General features: G+C 46.3%; 16 protein-coding genes. 3 read left to right on the top strand and 13 right to left on the bottom strand.

Features of this window, described 5'->3' with window-relative positions:
• Positions 1-18: 18 nt before the first annotated feature.
• From T472_RS11110 to T472_RS11075, 8 genes are all read right to left on the bottom strand, one after another.
• Positions 19-660: an NAD(P)-dependent oxidoreductase gene (locus T472_RS11110; RefSeq protein ID WP_023389096.1), complete on the bottom strand. Its 642-nt coding sequence runs from the start codon at positions 658-660 to the stop codon at positions 19-21.
• Between the two features lie 127 nt (positions 661-787).
• Complete coding sequence (locus T472_RS11105) at positions 788-1,576, bottom strand: DUF6544 family protein (protein ID WP_023389095.1); 789 nt, start codon at positions 1,574-1,576, stop codon at positions 788-790.
• A 71-nt stretch (positions 1,577-1,647) separates the two neighbouring features.
• Positions 1,648-2,721: a BMP family lipoprotein gene (locus tag T472_RS11100; protein ID WP_160319139.1), complete on the bottom strand. Its 1,074-nt coding sequence runs from the start codon at positions 2,719-2,721 to the stop codon at positions 1,648-1,650.
• Between the two features lie 218 nt (positions 2,722-2,939).
• The gene (locus tag T472_RS11095; protein WP_023389093.1) at positions 2,940-3,269 is read right to left on the bottom strand and encodes a thioredoxin family protein; all 330 of its coding nucleotides are present in this window, start codon (positions 3,267-3,269) and stop codon (positions 2,940-2,942) included.
• Positions 3,270-4,193, bottom strand: coding sequence for a thioredoxin-disulfide reductase (gene trxB, locus T472_RS11090; protein WP_023389092.1), 924 nt, complete (start codon positions 4,191-4,193; stop codon positions 3,270-3,272). It lies immediately after the preceding gene.
• Between the two features lie 141 nt (positions 4,194-4,334).
• Positions 4,335-5,168: a DegV family protein gene (locus T472_RS11085; RefSeq protein ID WP_023389091.1), complete on the bottom strand. Its 834-nt coding sequence runs from the start codon at positions 5,166-5,168 to the stop codon at positions 4,335-4,337.
• Between the two features lie 113 nt (positions 5,169-5,281).
• The gene (trmL, locus tag T472_RS11080) at positions 5,282-5,746 is read right to left on the bottom strand and encodes a tRNA (uridine(34)/cytosine(34)/5-carboxymethylaminomethyluridine(34)-2'-O)-methyltransferase TrmL (protein WP_023389090.1); all 465 of its coding nucleotides are present in this window, start codon (positions 5,744-5,746) and stop codon (positions 5,282-5,284) included.
• Entirely contained in the window at positions 5,740-6,570 is an 831-nt protein-coding gene (locus T472_RS11075; RefSeq protein ID WP_023389089.1) for an HAD family hydrolase, read from the bottom strand. The genes trmL and T472_RS11075 overlap by 7 nt, the downstream gene beginning before the upstream one ends.
• 429 nt (positions 6,571-6,999) lie before the next feature.
• Here T472_RS11075 and T472_RS11070 point away from each other — a divergent pair, with 429 nt between their 5' ends.
• Positions 7,000-7,932, top strand: a complete 933-nt coding sequence (locus T472_RS11070; RefSeq protein ID WP_023389088.1) for an RCC1 domain-containing protein — start codon at positions 7,000-7,002, stop codon at positions 7,930-7,932.
• A gap of 526 nt (positions 7,933-8,458) precedes the next feature.
• On the opposite strand, the gene T472_RS11065 is transcribed toward T472_RS11070, so the two are convergent.
• From T472_RS11065 to T472_RS11045, 5 genes are all read right to left on the bottom strand, one after another.
• Complete coding sequence (locus T472_RS11065) at positions 8,459-9,706, bottom strand: ATP-binding protein (RefSeq protein ID WP_023389087.1); 1,248 nt, start codon at positions 9,704-9,706, stop codon at positions 8,459-8,461.
• 910 nt (positions 9,707-10,616) lie between these two features.
• Positions 10,617-12,812: a transglutaminase TgpA family protein gene (locus T472_RS11060; RefSeq protein ID WP_023389086.1), complete on the bottom strand. Its 2,196-nt coding sequence runs from the start codon at positions 12,810-12,812 to the stop codon at positions 10,617-10,619.
• Positions 12,813-13,922 carry a DUF58 domain-containing protein gene (locus tag T472_RS11055; RefSeq protein ID WP_023389085.1) on the bottom strand — a complete coding sequence of 370 codons (1,110 nt, stop codon included), beginning with the start codon at positions 13,920-13,922 and terminating at the stop codon, positions 12,813-12,815. It lies immediately after the preceding gene.
• 4 nt (positions 13,923-13,926) lie between these two features.
• Positions 13,927-14,853, bottom strand: coding sequence for an AAA family ATPase (locus tag T472_RS11050; protein ID WP_242864800.1), 927 nt, complete (start codon positions 14,851-14,853; stop codon positions 13,927-13,929).
• Positions 14,854-14,976: 123 nt separating this feature from the next.
• Positions 14,977-16,419: a VanW family protein gene (locus tag T472_RS11045; RefSeq protein WP_023389083.1), complete on the bottom strand. Its 1,443-nt coding sequence runs from the start codon at positions 16,417-16,419 to the stop codon at positions 14,977-14,979.
• Between the two features lie 294 nt (positions 16,420-16,713).
• Here T472_RS11045 and T472_RS11040 point away from each other — a divergent pair, with 294 nt between their 5' ends.
• Positions 16,714-17,745 (top strand): M42 family metallopeptidase, encoded by a 1,032-nt coding sequence (locus T472_RS11040; RefSeq protein WP_023389082.1) that lies wholly within the window; start codon positions 16,714-16,716, stop codon positions 17,743-17,745.
• 309 nt (positions 17,746-18,054) lie between these two features.
• Complete coding sequence (locus T472_RS11035; protein WP_023389081.1) at positions 18,055-18,648, top strand: type IV toxin-antitoxin system AbiEi family antitoxin domain-containing protein; 594 nt, start codon at positions 18,055-18,057, stop codon at positions 18,646-18,648.
• Positions 18,649-18,897 lie beyond the last annotated feature (249 nt).

Here is an 18,897-nt window from a genome sequence, read left to right as displayed (position 1 = left end):
GGCTTCGTCTTCATATTCTCAGTATCCAGATGCCAGCCTCATGTTTCTATAGGCATCATTTTCAACGAGGTCTACGACTAGAACCGCCAGATCCTCAGCCGAGATCGAAGAATTGCCGTTGTCATCCACGACCAGTGTCTCATCAAGGCTCAGCCTATATTTTCCAGTCCTTTCGCCTGGTGATATCATCGCTGCCGGGCTTACGCTTGTCCATGTGAACGACTGCCCCTTCAGGTCCTTGTATACCTGAAGCGCCTTTTCATGGACTGACGCCACGCCCTTCCAGGACTCAGGGAAAAGCGGGGAATCCATAAGCTTGGAACCTGAATGGTTCTTGAGGCTACCGGCTCCACCTATCACTATAAGCTTCCTTACGCCTGACTTTTCAGCAATATATACAAGGTTCTTCTGAGCCTCCACGAAGCTTTCAAGGTCCTTCAGGTCAGGAGACAGGGCACTTATCAGCACATCATAGTCCCTGATGTGGTTAAGAACCGTATCCGGCTTGAAAATATCCCCGAAGCAGGCTATCACTGTCGTGTATCCCGGAACCTTCGATGGATCCCTTGCTATCGCCGCAACCAGATGCTCCCTGGCAGCGAGCTCATCAAGTATCCTTGACCCTATCATCCCCGTGGCACCTACAAGTCCTACCTTCATACAAAACCCTCCAGTATCGGTGAAATCCACCAAAAATCATCTCTTCAATTTTGATTTTAGTGTGAACTTATAGACTGGAGAGGATATTTCTGTATACATTGTTTTAATATTGGCCTGCGGCAATCTTTCAGGAGAATATTACCCCGTCAGGGCCTGAATCTACCCTTTCAATGGTACCCCGCCAGTACTCGTAGTGTCCCTCAGGAAGCTGCCAGGATGCGGTCACGACCGACTGGAACCTTATCCCATCAGTTTCATCATATCTCTCACACTCCACCTTCCATGGTCTCAGCTCATTCCCGCCCTTCGGATTTGCATAGTACCTGTCGTCGCTCTCAAAGCTCCTGAAAAGCCCGTCATCACCGAAGATGAACCTTCCTGTTACAGTTATGCCCTTGAGTGTCATTGATGCATTGACCACATTCCCCTGAACGCTGCCCCAGGATATGTAAGGCATAAGAAGCATTCCAGGTATCATTGTTGCTTCGGCGAGAAGTGTGACGATCCCTGAGGTGTCCATCTCCATCCCCTTCTCGTCAAGTACGTTAACGATTCCGGCAAGCTTTCCAAGCATGCTGCCCGTACCTCCGATGCAGAGGTCCAGACCCTCGAAAGGAAGTACCCCGAACATCCTGGTCTTCATGAAGGCTGCCCGAAACGGTGACAGGGCTGAATTGAACTGCTGCGTTGCAAGCCTTGTCCATGGCTTGTCAGGGCCGAAACGTATGCTGCTCTCCTTCCAGATCACCCTTCCGGAAACAGGAAGCTTCTTCCCCTCATATCCGCACAGGATAAGATGCTTCCTTACAGGCTCCGGCAAGAGATCCGCACTATCTTGTCCCTTGTACTCCCAGCCCTTCAGCCTTTCAATTTCATCTTCCGTTCTCTTCAGGTAGGTTACAGAAACCTTTGACATTTTAGTCCCTCCATGTTGATATTTTATAATCCTTCCGGATTCTTTCCAAAATGTTCCATATACGATCCTGGTTAGGGCTGCACGTCTCTTTCAGGCTTGATAGCTTCAAGCTCATCAGGATCCTCCGATACTATAAGTGTGCCTTCTGAGATCTTTGCAGCGGCTGACATGACCAGGTCAAGAAGATCCTTGTCAGCAGCAAGGTCAGGATGGAGTGTATCTGAGATCCTTATCCCGCCTTCCTTTATTCCAGATGACACCAGACCATGTTCGAAGCTGCCTTCCAATACATCCTTCACCGAATCATACGCATACCTTCCTGCATCCTTTACTACAGAAGCAAGAATCACTGAAGCCCTTTCAGGATAAGCGGCAGCCTCATCCCTCTCCGAGCCCAGAGCAAGCATCCCAGTATCCTCTGCAGCCTGGTATAGCCCTTCTCCGGAAATGCCAGCTGCATGCATTACAATGTCAGCCCCCTGGCTGTAAAGGTCCATGGCAAGGGACCTCACCTTCGATGTGTCAGTGTATGAACCGGAATACTTTATCATGGTTCCTTCTATAAGATGTTTTCCTGCCTCCTCATTCACTGACATCACTCCGGCTATGAATCCAGCCTGGTACCTTCTTGTGACAGGCAGCTCCATTCCGCCTATGAAGCCAACACTGCCTGACTTAGTCATGCTTCCGGCGATCATACCCATAAGGTAGGCGCCTTCATTCTCCCTGAACTCCACTGACCTGACATTTGGAGATTCTGCATTCCCATCGATCATCAGGAACTTCCTGTCAGGATATTCCTTCGAAATGCGCAATACCATGGGAGCCATCTTCAGGCCCGCACTAATGACAAGGTCGTTTTCCTTGGCAAGTGCATCAAGGTTGTTCTCATACTGGTCTGAAGTCCTTGATACCATGACCTGAGGTTTTACCTCGAAATCAACAAGTACCTTCTCCAGCCCTTCAAGTACCGCATCCTCCAGCACCTTATCCGAGAGCTCCCATTCATCAGCTGACATCCCTACCCTTACCCTGGACGTCCCTGACGGCTCCGTCGGTGCAGGCGGTTCTTCTGCCTTGCAGCCATATAGAAACCCTGCCACTGCTATCGCAAGGACAGCCGGTACGATCTTACAAATTCTCATGTTACCTCCAAAATCCTCATTGACTGCAGCAATCCTTGCGCTGCCATTCATCATAAGTCTTCACTAGAATATATTATGACACAATTGGGATTGCATATGAATATGTGGGTAAAAAAAACGTAAGGCATGCAGGAACCCCGTCTAATAGGTTCCTGCATGCCTCAGCATACCATCTCATTCAATTCAGTCAGAGTAAATCATGTCTGACCAACAGTTCATTATTTGCCTGCAAGATAGCCGTTTATGAATCCTCTGACGTCATCAAGTGACTTTATGTCCTTCGGACCTTCCACAACCTTCTTCTCGCCGCCCTCATATATTGCCATCGTTGGAAGACCCATTACCCTTTCCTTCATGGCAAGCTTTCTCTCAGCTCCTGTGTCGACTGAAGCGAAGGCTACCTTTCCCTCGAATTCCTTTTCCATCTCATGGACTCCCGGGAGAAGCTCCATGCAGATTGCACAGCTCTCGCCGAAGAAATCCACGAATACTGGAATTTCAGATCCCATCAGGACCTCAGAGTAGCTGTCTGTCTTAAGCTCTATCATCTATTCTTCCTCCAGGTACTTCTCGCAGGATACCGCCGCAACGGCACCATCGGCTGCCGCTGTTATAACCTGCCTGATGGTGGTCTCCCTGATGTCGCCTGCGGCGAAAACACCAGGAAGGTTTGTCCTCATGTATGCATCGGTCCTTATTTCGCCAAATGTGTTCATGTCGACCTGACCCTTGAAGAGTGCCGATATTGGCTCGTATCCTACGAACACGAACACTCCGTCGACCTTGAAGTCTGAAACCTCACCGGTCAGAACATTCCTGACCTTGAGTCCTGAAAGGACTCCGCCGGCCTCGTAGGCTTCCTCAACCACAGTATCAAGAAGGAATTCTATCTTCTCGTTTGCCCTTGCCTTGTCAACAAGATACTGGGCAGCCCTGAAGCCCTGCCTTCTGTGTATTATAGTCACCTTGCTGCCGAACTTCGTGAGGTAGAGAGCCTCCTGTATGGCTGAGTCTCCACCGCCGATCACAGCGATCTCAAGGTCCGTGAAGAAGTCAGCGTCACAGGTGGCACAGTAGGATACACCCCTTCCCCTTAAGTCATCCTCACCCTTGAACCCGATGGTCCTCGGAGTAGCTCCTGTTGCTATGATTACTGTCTTACCCTCTATCTCTCCGGCCTTTGTGACTACCTTCTTTACCTTTCCGGAAAGGTCTACTGAAAGCACCTCGGTCTTCATGAACTTCGTGCCGAATGCCTCAGCCTGCTTCCTCATCTTGTCAGAAAGCTCCGGACCTGTAATGCCGATGTCGGCTCCGGGATAATTGTCCACTTCATAGGTTGTAGCAACCTGTCCGCCGTATGATCCCTTCTCGATGAGAAGAGTGTCAAGCTTTCCCCTGCCTGCATAGAGCGCAGCAGAAAGACCTGCCGGTCCTCCGCCAAGAATTATCGTATCGTAAATATGCGCCATGTTTACCTCCAGTTTCATCCTGAGTATTTTGAACCCAAATCTAATGATATTATACAACCTTTTCCTGAGGTTGAAAATAGATTTTATCAAATTTAATTTTACAGCATGAAAATCGGCACCGTGAAGTGCCGATATCACTTTTTATGCTTCCAGGTAGAAAACTCCTGCGAACCCAGGTCCGCCATGGGTTGCGATTACTGTTCCGACTGGAACTATCCTGCAGCTCACTCCCTTGGAATCGAAGATCGATTTTATTGGATTAACCATGTCATCTGCCTTGGCATGGATGAGAACTACCTCAGTACCTTCTTTGACCCTTGCCGCTTCCGCGAAGTCAGTCAGTGCCTTGAGGGCTTTCTTTGTTCCCCTTACCTTGTCCTTCATCTCAAGTCTGCCGTCCTTGATGGTGAGAATCGGCTTGATCCCCAGTATTCCGCCGACTGCGCCCGCAGCCTTCGAAAGCCTGCCGCCTCTTACAAGGTTCTCGAGGGTATCGAATGCCGCAAGCAGCTTTATCCTGTCCTTGTGGCTCCTCACTTCAGCCTCGATCTCCTTAAGGTTCTTCCCAGCCTTCACCATCTTTCCTGCTTCAATGACTGAGATCATTATCCCAGCAGAGACGTTCATGGTATCGATTATTACGATATCCTCAGTCTCAAGCATGTCCTTCGCGATCTGCGCGGACTGACCGGTACCAGAAAGTGCCGAAGAAATGTGTATGGACAATATCTTGTATCCTTCAGCGAGGTATTTAGAGTAGACATCATGGAAATCCTGAGGATTTACCTGGCTTGTTGTCGGGAATGAAGATGACTTCTTCATCCTTTCAAAGTATTCATCAAGGGTCAGGGACCCGTCCTTGAATGACTCTTCTCCTATGTGCACGGTAAGAGGCACGACTTCAATGTCATATTCCTCGATGAGCTCTTTTGTAAGGTCAGCAGTGCTGTCTGTCACTATCTTGATCTTTTCCATATACCCTCCGATTGCGCTTAAGCTCATGCAAAAACTTTGATAATCAAATTATATACAACAAAGCAGGCCTGTCAAATGCCAGGCCTGCAAAAATTAAGAATTTATTCAGATATTCATTTCATACCCTTGAATCCAGTCTGCCTTTTGGCCTCGTAGACCACGATTGCCACTGTGTTCGAAAGGTTAAGGCTTCGTGTGGAGCTTTCTATCATGGGGACCCTGATGTTGGTCCCGTAGCCTGCATCCCTTATGCTGTCAGGCAGTCCGCTGGATTCCCTTCCGAAAACGATGAAGTCCTCATCCCTGTACTCCACCTCGGTATAAGGCACCGAGCCCTTTGTGGTGGAAAAGAAGAACCTTGCATCCCTGTACTTCTCCATGAGCTCCTCGAAGCTGTCGTACATATGGAGCTCAAGGAATGGCCAATAGTCAAGTCCTGCCCTTCGGACATTCTTGTCTGTTATCTCAAAGCCCGTGGGCCTTATTATGTGAAGCCTTGAATCGGTCAGGACGCACGTCCTTCCGATGTTTCCGGTGTTCTGCGGTATTTCAGGGTTGAAGAGGACTACATTCAGCATTCCACATCCTCCCCCAGTATGAATTTGCCGATCATCCTTGCTACTCCATTGCTGTTGTTGTCGCATGTGACGAACCTTGCCAGTGACTTCACCTCGTCAATGGCATTTCCCATTGCTACAGGCATACCTGCAACGGAAAGCATGGACAGGTCATTCTCGCTGTCTCCAATGCATATGAGCTCATCACTCGTTATCCCGAAATGCTTCGCAAGCCTCAGCGCAGCCTGACCCTTGTCGGCATCCATGGCTGTGAACTCGATGTTGTTTCCTGATGATACTATCTTTATCCTGCCGTTCTCCCTCATCCTCTTCTTAATCGGCTCGATGAGGTCAGTATGAGGGAAGCATATCCCCTTCTGTATCCTGTCCCCGTCTTCACTTATCAGGTCATCATAGGTATAGGAACCGTTGATGTACCTTATTGTTATGTTCTTGTCCTTCGGAAGCACCTTCTGGAGCGCCTCGTACCTCTTCACGAAATCCCTGACTTCATTGACGTACATCGTACCCCTGTTGTAGAAGTTCGGCTCCACATCATATTCCTTTAGCGTATCGATTATGTATCTCAGGTCCTCCCTCTTGAGGTTCGACTCGAAGAACACCTTGTCGCCTTCCCTTTCAGTGACATAGGATCCGTTTGATGAGATTATCGGGTCCCATATGTCGAGCTGCTCAGCATAAAGCCTTGCGGAGAGGTGCATCCTGCCTGTGGCAAGCACCACTATGACGCCCTTCTCCTTGGCCTTCCTTATTGCTTCCTTATCCCTGTCGGAAATCTCCTGGTTGCTCTGCAGGAGAGTACCGTCGAGATCCGTGCAAATCATCTTATATTTTATGGTGAATTCACCCCTTGCATTTATTGGTCACAAAAATTATATCATATCCCCCGGAGATATGCCCCGCTTTTCACTTCAAAAACACTCCATTATCTCCGCATTTCCTTCTGCCCCATTGCTATTTGAATTTCAGAAAGCTCTCAGCAAAACCTCCATGGTGGTACAAGTTTCATTGCAGTCCATATCCGATAATCAGTGATTGAATGCGCACCCTGCCATCCTCAGGCTGCCTTTTTGGGGTTTATGCATATTTACCTCAGGTTCATATTGCTGATAAATGCATTTGTTACCATGTACTCAGATAGATATGGGAGTTGAAAATTCAACATCAAAGTACTTTCAAGGTGTTCATTCAGAACTTTGTAAAATCCACCTGAAGTCGAGTATTTGGAAAGAAAAGTTAGGACCGGAGGTGAAATGCGCTACTTTCCGATAATATCCGGAGGTCTGCGCCAGATCATGAACAGGTATATATGCATGCTTGCTGTTTTCCTTATGCTTCTTACAGGATGTTCAAAGCCCTCAGATGCAGTAAGAAATACAATATCGGGGGATTATTTCCATACTGCGGCTGTGACAAAGGATGGAAAGGTCCTTGTGGCAGGCTACAGGATCTACAGTCAGGAGGATGTCGCATCATGGAGCCATGTAGTTTCCGTAAGCTCGGACGACAACCATATCCTGGCCCTGAAAAGCGATGGAACAGTTGTGGCTGCAGGCAACAATGCCTACGGCCAGTGTGAAGTCTCCGATTGGAAAGATATCATTGAAATCGCTACAGGCTTCAATTTTTCTATCGGCCTCAAATCAGATGGGTCAGTAGTATTTGCAGGAAGCGATGGATATGGCGTCAATGATTGTGCCAGGTGGAAAGATATCGAGTCCATAGATGCAAATGCCTACACCGCTGTGGCAATACGGAAGAATGGAGAATTGATCGGATCGGGAGCGGGCTGTGAGGAATATTCCTGGCCCGATGATCCGGCGATTAAGGAGATTGAGGATATTGTTTTCGGTTCAGGTGCGATCATATTGAATACTGACGGTACAGTCGTGCATCACGGCGAATTCGCAAAGTCTATGCAAAAGGTCGGAGAATGGACTGATATCGTTGCTGTGGCCGGAGGATGCTATCATACTGTGGGTCTCAAAGAGGATGGTACAGTAGTAGCTGTAGGTGACAATACCTACAGGCAGTGCGAGGTATCCGGGTGGACAGGGATAGTTGCCATCTCATGCGGCTGGTACCACACCATAGGGCTCAGGGAAGACGGCACTATACTAGCCACAGGAGACAAGAGGCATGACCAATGTGATGTCACCTTATGGGAGGGTATTTCATTGCCCTGAGGGTAATTGGCTTCTGGGGCTCTAGTCCTAACCACTATACGGAGTTTCCCACCCTTTCGCATCGATTTATCTTAATTCCCCAATACATATAAAGTGTTGTGCGGATTGACACCCATGGTCTTATATAGACTTTCTTGATTATTCGTCATTTCAGCGATGCGGATGCCATTTCCTGGATTTTCAAATACTTCAACCATTCCAAATTCACCCAACACTTCTACATGTTGTGTGCTGGAAAAGTCTTTATTCCAAGCTTCCTAATAGAAGGATATGAAGATGAGTGACACAATTTGGGCGAACTTAATTCCGTCCTGTAAACTTTCAGTCTAGTCTGCGGTCTGTCCTAGATTGGAGCCTTTCCTTCAGGTTCCCTAAAACCTTTCCCATTAAGTCCTCGTTGAGGTAGATGTCCATGGCTTTGATCTCGTTACTCTCATCATGAATAAACCATAGTCCGTTAAAGCAGTTTTAGAATTATGGAATCCCCTTCCATGACACATTTCGCAGGGCACTTTCACTTATGAATTTACGATTTTTCTAAACTCTCAGGATCAAGTAAAAAATTAATTATCCCGATTATTGATATACCATTCTCAGTACGCCATGGCTTAATATGATCTTTTACAATTATTATTTTTTTGAAATTATCACCAATATGATTGAGTGATCTTGACTCCTGCTCCGTTTTTTCCGGTGTAGTCAAGCTTAAAGCAGACTGTATATAGTATCTCTGATTTCCCATGTTGCATACAAAATCAACTTCAGTTTGAATTCGTTTATTACCTTCACGTATTTCAACCACTCCTATATCGACATTATAGCCTCTTACCAACAGCTCATTATAGATAGCATTTTCCATAAGATGCGTTTCTTCCTGCTGTCTAAAGTTCAATCTGGCATTCCGAAGACCCAAATCAGAAAAATAATATTTTTGCGGAGTGCTGATATACTTTCTGCCCTTTACATCATAGCGAAGTGCTTTTTGAACGATAAATGAATCCTCAAGACATGCCAGGTAAGAATTTACTGTGTTTAATGACAGTTCCTTCTTCCCATTACTTTTGAATGTATCATATATTTTTTGCGGATTTGTTAATGAACCTACAGCTGAGGCTAGTGTATTTACCATTGCATCCAAAATATCACTTCGTTTGATTTTATTTCGCTCAACAATGTCCTTAAAATATGTATACTCGAACAAATCCTTCAAGTACTTCGATTTTTCCGCATCAGTTTTCATTGTTAAAATTAACGGCATTCCTCCATATGTCAGATATTCATTCCAGCATTCATACTTATCTCCGCCGAAGGCAGAATAAAATTCCAGAAAAGAGAGTGGTCGCACATGTATCTGATCACCACGGCCTCTAAACTCTGTAATAATATCAGAAGACAGAAATTTAGAATTGCTGCCTGTGACATAAATATCCAAATTCCTCTCATACAGGAGTCCATTTAAAACAAATTCAAATCCTTCAACCATTTGAATCTCATCTAGGATGATGTAATGCATATCCTTATCTTTGATAAGAGAATGTATATATTCATCAAATGCAGCAGCGTCGCGATAATATTTTCTATTAATTTCTCGATCAAGTTCTATTTTTATAATATGATCCTCAGGAACTCCATTACTAATCAAATAGTTTTTAAATATTGGATCTAACAGATATGATTTACCGCAACGTCTAATTCCCGTAATAACCTTTATCAAGCCATTTTCTTTTTTACTGCTCAGCCATTTCAGATATATATCTCTTTTTATCTCCTGCATATTCCCTCCAATGAATTTTTTCTCCGCAAACGTCACTTTTCTTCATTTATACAGTAGCATATATTTATTTATGATTCAAGAATTCACTGAAGATTTTTGACGCAAACGTACATTTACTTCACTATGTATCAGCCTTCCTTGGTGAACCTCTTATCACAGAAGCAAATTTCGCATTATAAAAAGGCTTATTCATGGCTACCGCTTAACGATAGCACCAAAGAAGCCTTTGTTGAAAAGCTTGCTTAAAATCGTGGCTTCAGCCGGGCGTTTGCACACGAAGTCAAAAAATAATCAATTGGCTAACTCTACACATATCATGCCAACTTCCAGAAATCATATGACTAAACTCCTGCCAAATGCATTCCAGCAGTAGTTTGTTATGATAGCTTACCCTTCTCCTTGATCAGATAGTATCCTGTTAAATGCTATACTATGGGTAAGGCTCAATTCAATCTCAGCAATGTTGAGCAAACTGCCATGTTCAGGAGTCCACCTGCTTCGGCCTGATGCTGGCGTACTGCAGCTCAAAGCAACAATACGCTCTTCTATATAACCGGTGATTTTGGATGGTATTGGAGTATCTCTTTTTTTGCTGGTGGCTGAATCCAAGCCTTCTTCGGAGCATCGCTGGCTTATGTATTGGACTGTATGTTTCAGACATTGAAAATCTCTGCTGCTTCAATCGTACGAATTCGTCCGTTAGGTGTTCTCGTCAGATGACAGCAGGACAATTGTATTCATTATCGGTTTGAAGGTAGCTCTGTTCTTAGAAATCAGTTCCAGTAATTGCTTTCTTTTGGCTGACGGTAATCGCACATGGTCCTCTTCCTATGGCATTCTTACACATCTCTTCTTGAGAATAGAACGCCGAAGGAAGATGTTTAATTTGACGATAACCCTTAACATAACACTAGACTACATAACGCCTCAGTATGTGCTTCGGAAGGCCTCTCAGCCTCATGGCCCTTCGTGATATGTCCCTGTACAGCTCACGCCTTTCAGGGAATTCTCCCAAGGTTCCACCATAGACTTCCTTATATGCTTCACCTACAAGTACCAGATACCTTTCCTTGATGCCGCTGTCATGAAGCCGATTGGCGAATTCCAGGTCAGTCTCGCCTTTCTTCCTGACCTCGTAGGCTTCTTCCAGTACTCCGTTGATAAGTGAGAAGTACCTTTTAAGTGACTTGGACCTCATGGCGACCTCTACGAGTATCATCTTCCTCAGGACAAGCAGCGCCAGTATCATTGCCATGGCTGCAGCAGCATATGAGAAGAGCCTTGCGAGCATGCTTCCAAAGGTCTCCCTGACTGGTATGGGTCCCGGTATCGGCTCATCAGGGTCGACCTGAGGTCTTCCTCCGGGAGTTGTAGGGGTAACAGTCCCCTCCCCGGGGTTTTCCGCCCCAGGTGATCCCGGGTCTACAGGACCTTCCCCGGGTTCCTCGATTTCTTCCTGTTCCCTGGCTGTCCCGGTAGCGTCAAATGTCATCCACAGGTCCCTGTCCTCATCAATGAGGACCTCTGTCCACGCATGCGCATCGCTGTTCCTTATCACATATGAGCCATCAGATGCCTTTTCACCGCTGATCTTGAAGCCCTCAACATATCTTGTCGGTACGCCGTTGATCCTCAGCATCATTGCAAGGGCAGATGCAAAGTGCACGCAGTAGCCTCCGGTCTCACCGAATAGGAACTCCCTGACAAAGTCAGAGCCGGGATCATAGGTTCCTGGAGTAAGTGAATAGCTATAATTGGTCTTAAGGTATTCGGTGATGGCAACCGCCTTCTCATAGTTCGTTGAAGCGTTCCCTGCAACATCAATGGCAAGGTCGCGAATATCAAGAAAGTCCGGGCTATGGGACGGCAGCTCAAGGTACCTCAGGTTCCTGCTTCGCACAGACGGGCCGAAATCCCTTGAAATAAGCTCCTGCCTCACTATGGGTTCATAGTAGTACTCTACGGTATATCTTTCCGAGCTCTGCTTGTTTGCAGTGAATATCTGGAAGTCACCGTTGTAGAAGACCCTCTGGATGCTGTTGTTGAAATATACCTCCCTTGTATTAAGGGTGTTGAACAGGGTCGAAGTCATGTCCGACAGAGGATACACCTCTATCGTCTTTATTGCCTCGGCATAACCGGCGGTTACAGCGTTAAGGACTAAAAGCCTGTAATCCTCCACCCTGCCTCCTGCCGTATATCCCATCTCGTCAACCAGCCACGAGGAGCCTGTATATCTTGACTTGACAGAGCCTCTCAGGTATACCGGGTTGTCCCCTTTTGCCCTTAAGGCTTCCCTGTCATCTATGGACACATCTCCGCCCAGTTTCGTGTCCGAATCATTGTATCCTGACGAGGCGATGGTGAACGGGTTCTCAATCTCCTGCCCGCTGATATACAGTGTAGGTACCAGCATGTTGTTGAAGTAGGTCCATATCCTGTCTGTGTAAAGGCCCTTTTTGTCAAGGTCAACGAAGGACATGCCAGTTGCGACCACAAGTGATATTGCGAGGATCTGGAACAGCCTTGCCTTCTTGTTGACCTTGATGCTCTTTGCTGTCTCGTCGAGGAAAGTCCCCCTGTATATCAGGATGGAAAGCACCCATACAGGTACGAACATCTTGACGTAGTCTGCAGCCTGATTGTAGTAGTCCACTGCCCATAGGAAGAATATCAGCCCGGTATCGACTATTATAAGGTTATATGGGAATATCGTAACAGTGACTGCAAGCAGCAGGCTTCCGCCCATGATGAGCATCCTGAGCAGCGGCATGAACATCCCGACAGTTACCTCCTGTCCGAAGGTAAGAGCGTGATTGACATCTGCCAGAGAATCCCCAAGCGTGCTCTCTCCTGTATATCTCCACATTGCATAATTCACTGCAAATAGGACCACCCCGATTATTGCCCATCTTGCCCTCTGGTATTTCTCCCTTATTGCCACAGACAGGAAAGCAGTCATCATGACAGGGAGGAATGCCATCATTATAACCAGGGCCACACTAAGCTCCCTGATATGGTAGGCTCTCACAACCACTGCCGCGAAAACCGTCATGTTAAGGAATATGAGGAGGTTTTGAAGTATCCTGCTCTTGAAGAAATCCATCTAGCCTTCCTCCCCCATGATCACAGTGCCGATTTCGGCATTTTCAATTCCTGCGCCCTCCTTGACCTCGAAAGTAAAGACAGTAACGCTGTTCTTGCCTGACTTAAGGTCAGCTATCTTGATCGCTGCAGACTTAGAGAGCGATCCTGTAAAGACCAGAAGGCTTCCCCTGTCCCTGAAATCGTCAGCCCTTTCAGTGAGGAATGTCCCGAGCTCCTTCCTGTTGTGGGAATCTGCAGTTACCATGTATTCCATTAGTGCGTCGAAGTCCTTCCCGCTGTTTACTTCAAATATCTTTCGTTCTTTTCCGTTTATCACGAAAGTCTGCTCGTATCCTCGCTTCAGGATGTCCCTGGACACTGACAACGCATATGACACAAGGTTCTCCTCATGGCTTCCGTCATCGTCAAGCTGGTACACGCTTTCTGACATGTCAAGAAGAAGCAGATGGTCCCTGCTCCTCATGCTCTCGCCGATCTTAACGAATATTTCCCCGTATTTTGCACTGACCTTCCAGTTTACCTTCCTCAGGCTGTCTCCAGGGGAATACCTGCGAAGCTCCCTCTGGCTGTAGTGGTCTTCCTTCGAAAGGGCGGTCCTTGAGCTGCCCAGTGTTCCGAAGCCGGGAACATACTCCCTTGGATTCAGGCTCTTAAGCTTGGGATATACCCTTATCTCTTCCCTTTTGAATACCCTTCTTGTCGATATTATGTTGAAGGCATCCCTTATCTCAAGTGTGATGTCCTTGAACTCATAGATTCCTCTCTTCCTGAAATCATACCTGAATGGGATCTGTGTTGCATCCCTGGGGCTCGCGCTTCTGACATCAAGCTCCTCTTTTCCGGTAAATACCCTGAGGAACGGCATGAAGAAATAGCTGTCATTGGAAACGGTAAGATAGAACTCACCCCTGTCACCAGTCGTGAACTGCTTCTTCCTGACCTTCATCTCGCTCTTCAGGCTTGCTGCAGCCACGATGGTCATGAGAAGGGAAATCCCTCCCATTGAAGCGAATATTATCAGCAGTGAGGTGAATATGAAACCGCCCTGTATGACATAAAGCAGATGAACGGCTGCGAGAGCTATGATGAACTTGATGTCGACCTTCATATCTCTACCTGCCTATCTTAGGGGGATCGACCATAGCAAGTGAGAGCTTTATAGCTTCAAGGCTTCCTGTACCCTGGCTCCTTGCATAGGCTGATGTCTGCACCCTGTGCGAGAGTACCATCGAAGCATTTTCCTTTATATCCTCCGGAATGACATAGTCCCTGCCTGATATGAGAGCCGAAGCCTGGCCTATCTTCATCAGCGCCAGAGACGCCCTGGGGCTCGCACCAAGCGTGAACAGCCTGTTGGTCCTTGTCTCCGAGGTTATCCTCACTATGTAGTCATATATCTCGTCACTTACCCTTACATGCTTAGTGTCATCCTGCAGCTTCAGTATGTCTTCCTTGGTCGCGACGCTCTCCAGGGCTTCAAGAGGATTCTCCTCCCTGAAGTTCATGAGGATCCTGATCTCGTCGTCGTGGCTCGGGTAACCGATCCTTATCCTTATCATGAACCTGTCCAGCTGTGCCTCAGGCAGGTTGAAGGTTCCCTCGTACTCGATGGGATTCTGTGTGGCCATGACAAAGAAAGGCCTGTCGAGGGCATAGGTAGAGTTGCCCTCTGAAACCTGATTTTCCTCCATGACTTCAAGAAGTGCGGACTGGGTCTTTGGTGAAGTCCTGTTTATCTCATCAGCAAGGACTACATTGGCAAATATCGGTCCCTTCCTGTATTCGAAGTTCATTGTCTTCTGGTTGTATATGGATACTCCTGTAATATCCGACGGCAAAAGGTCCGGTGTGAACTGGATCCTTGAGTACGTCAGGTCAACGCTTTTTGCAAGAGCCTTGACCAGAGTTGTCTTTCCTATTCCCGGTATGTCCTCAATGAGAATATGTCCGCCGGCAAGCATTCCTTTAAGGATATTCCTTATCTCCCTGTCTTTCCCGAGTATTACCTTCTCAATGTTCTTCTCTATCCTCTCAAGCACTTCCAAAGCATGTCCAACTCCTCTGCAAATAATTAATTCCTGAAATTTTGAACAGACCACCGGTAAGCAGATACAAATTGCTCCCCGGTGGTCTGGTTTTGTAGATATTCTTTGTTGCTTTCCTTATGGGGTGACAGGTGCCTCAGTCGGCTCCGGCACTTCCGGAGTAACTACCGGGGCTGGCTTCGTTCCCCTTCTGATTATCTTGTTGACAACCTTGTAGGAGTCATTTGAAATCATGTCTGTAGATACCACCTTGCCGCCAATTATAGTCTGAAGGTATACCTTGACCTTGTAGCCTGTTACGGCATTCTGCTCGACAACGTTTGTGCCCACTTCGAGTGTCGGGTCGTCGATGTATTCGGTCTTGGGATTAAGGACTGCATAAACGTCAGTAACGAAGTTATATGATTTTCCGCCCATTTCATCTACGTTCCCGTAGACAGTAACGTTGGCCTTCTTTCCATCTCCGTAGGCTGATATATATATTGGCGAATCGTAGTTGTTCTGAAGCTTCAGGTCAGTGTATGGCGCATAAACCGTGGCATCGAATCCGACAGGCAGGTATGATACCTTCATGCTGTGGTTCCTTCTCTCGACAACACCAAGTCCTGCCCTTACTCCGGCCTGATAAAGCGTGCTTGATATCTGGCATACTCCGCCGCCGATCCCTGACTCAACCTTGTTGCCCACAAAGATTCCAGCTTCCTTGAAGCCTGCTGCAATAGATATTGAACCAATGGACTTGTTGTAGCTTATGACTTCACCTGGCATCAGGAGCGTTCCTGAAATCTTCTTTGCAGCCAGGGCCACATTGAACTTCCTGTTAGCTATTGAAGATGAATAGTCTGTAGTATAGGATGCAAGCACCCCGTTTATCTTCCTGAGAGTCTCAGCCTTTACAGCTGGCTCCATAACCGCGACTTCAGCTGCTACCTCTGCTGGGTCTTCAAGGCCCGGTTCAATTGCAGCAACCACATCTGCCTTGAGCTTTTCCGCATCGAGTGCCTGGCCGTTCAGGGATTCGGTGACAATGAACTCGCCGTCTTTCCTGGAAAGTGTGGCATCCTTTGCCTCCTGGGTGTTTTCTGTGATTATCTGGTTCACGAACTCGTCAACATAGGCTGCATCATGGGTGAACTCAACCTTGATCTCAGTACCTGAAGGTGCCTTAAGGTAAGCAACCTGCTCCTCGAACTCCATATCCTTCCCGAAATCCATGGCCTCCTCAATTATGCTCTCCTTATCGATACCGATGTTAAGCTTGTCATATGTGAAGGAGTATTCCTTGCCGAGTACGTCGACCTTTACGGTCTTCCCTTCGATTACATCAAGGATCTCTCTTTCGAACTTCGTCTTCGCTTCCTCGAGGGTCAGTCCGGAAAAATCAATTCCGTCGATGACAACTCCCGGATAGACCTTGTTAGCCCATTCAGCAACCAGAGCTTGTTTAGCTTCAAGCTCAAGCCTTGCCTTTTCCCTCTGGACGCTTGAGTAGTATGCATATCCACCGACACCGACAACAGCCAGTATCAGGATAAGTAGCATCGCTGTCTTTTTCTTCATATCGCACAGGACCCGTTCAATCCGGATCCACTGCCCTCCTCAAAATATATTGGAAGTTAGTTCAATTTATCAAAATAATTATAACAAAGGCATTATACCCATGCATAACATTATGATTACAAATTAATCTTACTTTAAGATTTACTATTGTCAATATCAGGATTCACGGGTCAAACGGAATTTATTTCCACTCGTCTAACATGCTTTGCCAATCTTTCAGATACCATGAGAAATCATGGTGATTTTGTTATATAATTATGGGAAAGACTGAATTTTGCCAATTGGAGGGAACCTATGGATGAAGGAAAAGAAATACTGAGGATCCTTAAAGAGCTGATCCTTAAGGACAGCCCAACCGGTTACCATGAGAAGGCCATGGATTATGTCAGGGAAGAACTCACGGATGCCGGAATAGCTTTCAAAACCACAAACAAGGGTGCAGTGATAGCAAAGATAAGCGGGAAACGCCCTGAAGGACTCCTTTATTCGGCACACACCGATACCCTTGGAGGTATGGTCAAGAGCATAAGGGACAAGGGCACCCTTGAATTCACCCTCATCGGAGGCTACATGTTCAATACCCTGGAGTCCGAGAACTGCAAGGTCCTGACATCAGATGGAAAGCTCATCTCAGGGACCGTGCAGACAACAAAGCCATCAGTGCATATTGACAGCAATGAAGCAAGAACTCTCGAAAGAGTTCAGGCAAACATGGAGGTCGTCCTTGACGAAAGGGTCTCATCCAAGGATGATGTAGTAAAGCTAGGAATCGGAGTAGGCGACTTCGTCTTCATGGACCCTAAGCTCATGATCCTTGACAATGGATTCGTAAAATCCAGATACCTTGATGACAAGGCAAGTGCGGCAGTACTCCTTGCAGCAGCAAGGAAACTTAAGGACATGGAGCCCGAACGCTCAATCTACTTCTTCATATCCAACTACGAGGAGGTAGGCCATGGGGCCAGCGCCGGAATTCCAGAAGAAATCACAGAATTCATAGCAGTGGACATGGGAGCTCCTGGCAACAACCAGAATTCAAGCGAATTCAAGGTAAACATCTGTGCCAAGGACAGCACAGGACCCTATGACTACGCTCTCAGGAAGAGACTTGTATCGATATGCGAAAGGGAGTCCATACCCTACGCTGTTGACATATATCCTTCCTACGGTTCAGACGCATCTGCGGCTCTGGGAGCAGGACACGACCTCCGTACAGGCCTTATAGGTCCCGGAGTATTCGCTTCCCACGGATATGAGAGAACCCACCTTGACTCCCTTATGGCAACATTCGACCTTGTTGTGAAGTATGCTATGGAAAAAGCATAATAGTTTATGTCCGACTACTTAATAAGTCATATATTATGTTCAACACTAAAGATTAATAACATTTAAGCATTCAGCCCTTGGATTCTACGAATAGTGGAATCCAAGGGCTATTAATTTTTGCTGTAATCAATGCCCGTAAAAAAGATTATACCTTACCCATATCCTTGACCTAAGGTTGTATTTTATTTGTACTAATACACATAATGAATTTGATTGGTTTTCCAGAAAAATCAAGCTTGTGAATATGACAGCTTCTTTGACTATTATGCTAATANNTATTAGCATAATAGTCAAAGAGTGAGGTTAATCATGACTGGAACAAAAGAGCTAAGGGAATTCATCAAGAATCACGAAGGTATCATCACAACCAAAGAGGTTGAAATTAATGGGATACACAGGGAATATCTGCGGCACCTGGTGTCAACAGGCGAACTTGAACGTGTTGCACATGGTGTCTATATTACTCCTGAGCTTTGGGAAGACAGAATGAAGATCCTTCAGCTGAGAAAGGATAAAATAGTATATTCACATGAAACAGCACTTTTCCTTCATGGACTGACTGATAGGGATCCTTTCAAATATGCGGTTACCGTCCCCAATGGATACAACCCTACAAAACTTAAAGAAGATGGCTTAATTGTACATACTGTTAAGAAAGAGCTGTTTGATTTAGGTGTCTGTATAAAAGAAACAATATTTGGAAACAAAGTAAGAACTTACGATTTAGAACGGACAGTATGCGACATTATGAGGGACAGGAACAATCAGGATCCTGCCATTGTCAATGAAGCAATACGGAATTATCTTCGAAAAAAAGATAAGGACCTGAACAAACTCATTAAGTATGCTGAGCTTTTGCGTGTAGGAAATGCACTTCGACCTTATCTGGAGGTGATTCTATGAAAACATCAACACAACTTAAAGCCTTAATTCGTAATCTGTCGATAGAATAATCAGTACAGGCTGAGATACTCTTACGTAACTACATGCTTGAGAGGTTGCTGGAAAGAATTTCAGGCGCTTCGCTGTTTTAAGTGGGAGATATAGTTGGATTTACTCTAGGCTTCAGTTCCAATTTGCCAGCAAGCAAATAGATCATGGTTATGAAATTTCTAACGCTCCGATAACCACGTGCTCGATTCCTGGCTGACT

It is taken from the genome of Youngiibacter fragilis 232.1 (genome assembly GCF_000495435.3).
GTDB lineage: Bacteria > Bacillota > Clostridia > Clostridiales > Clostridiaceae > Youngiibacter > Youngiibacter fragilis.
This window is presented reverse-complemented; position numbering and strand designations above follow the sequence as displayed.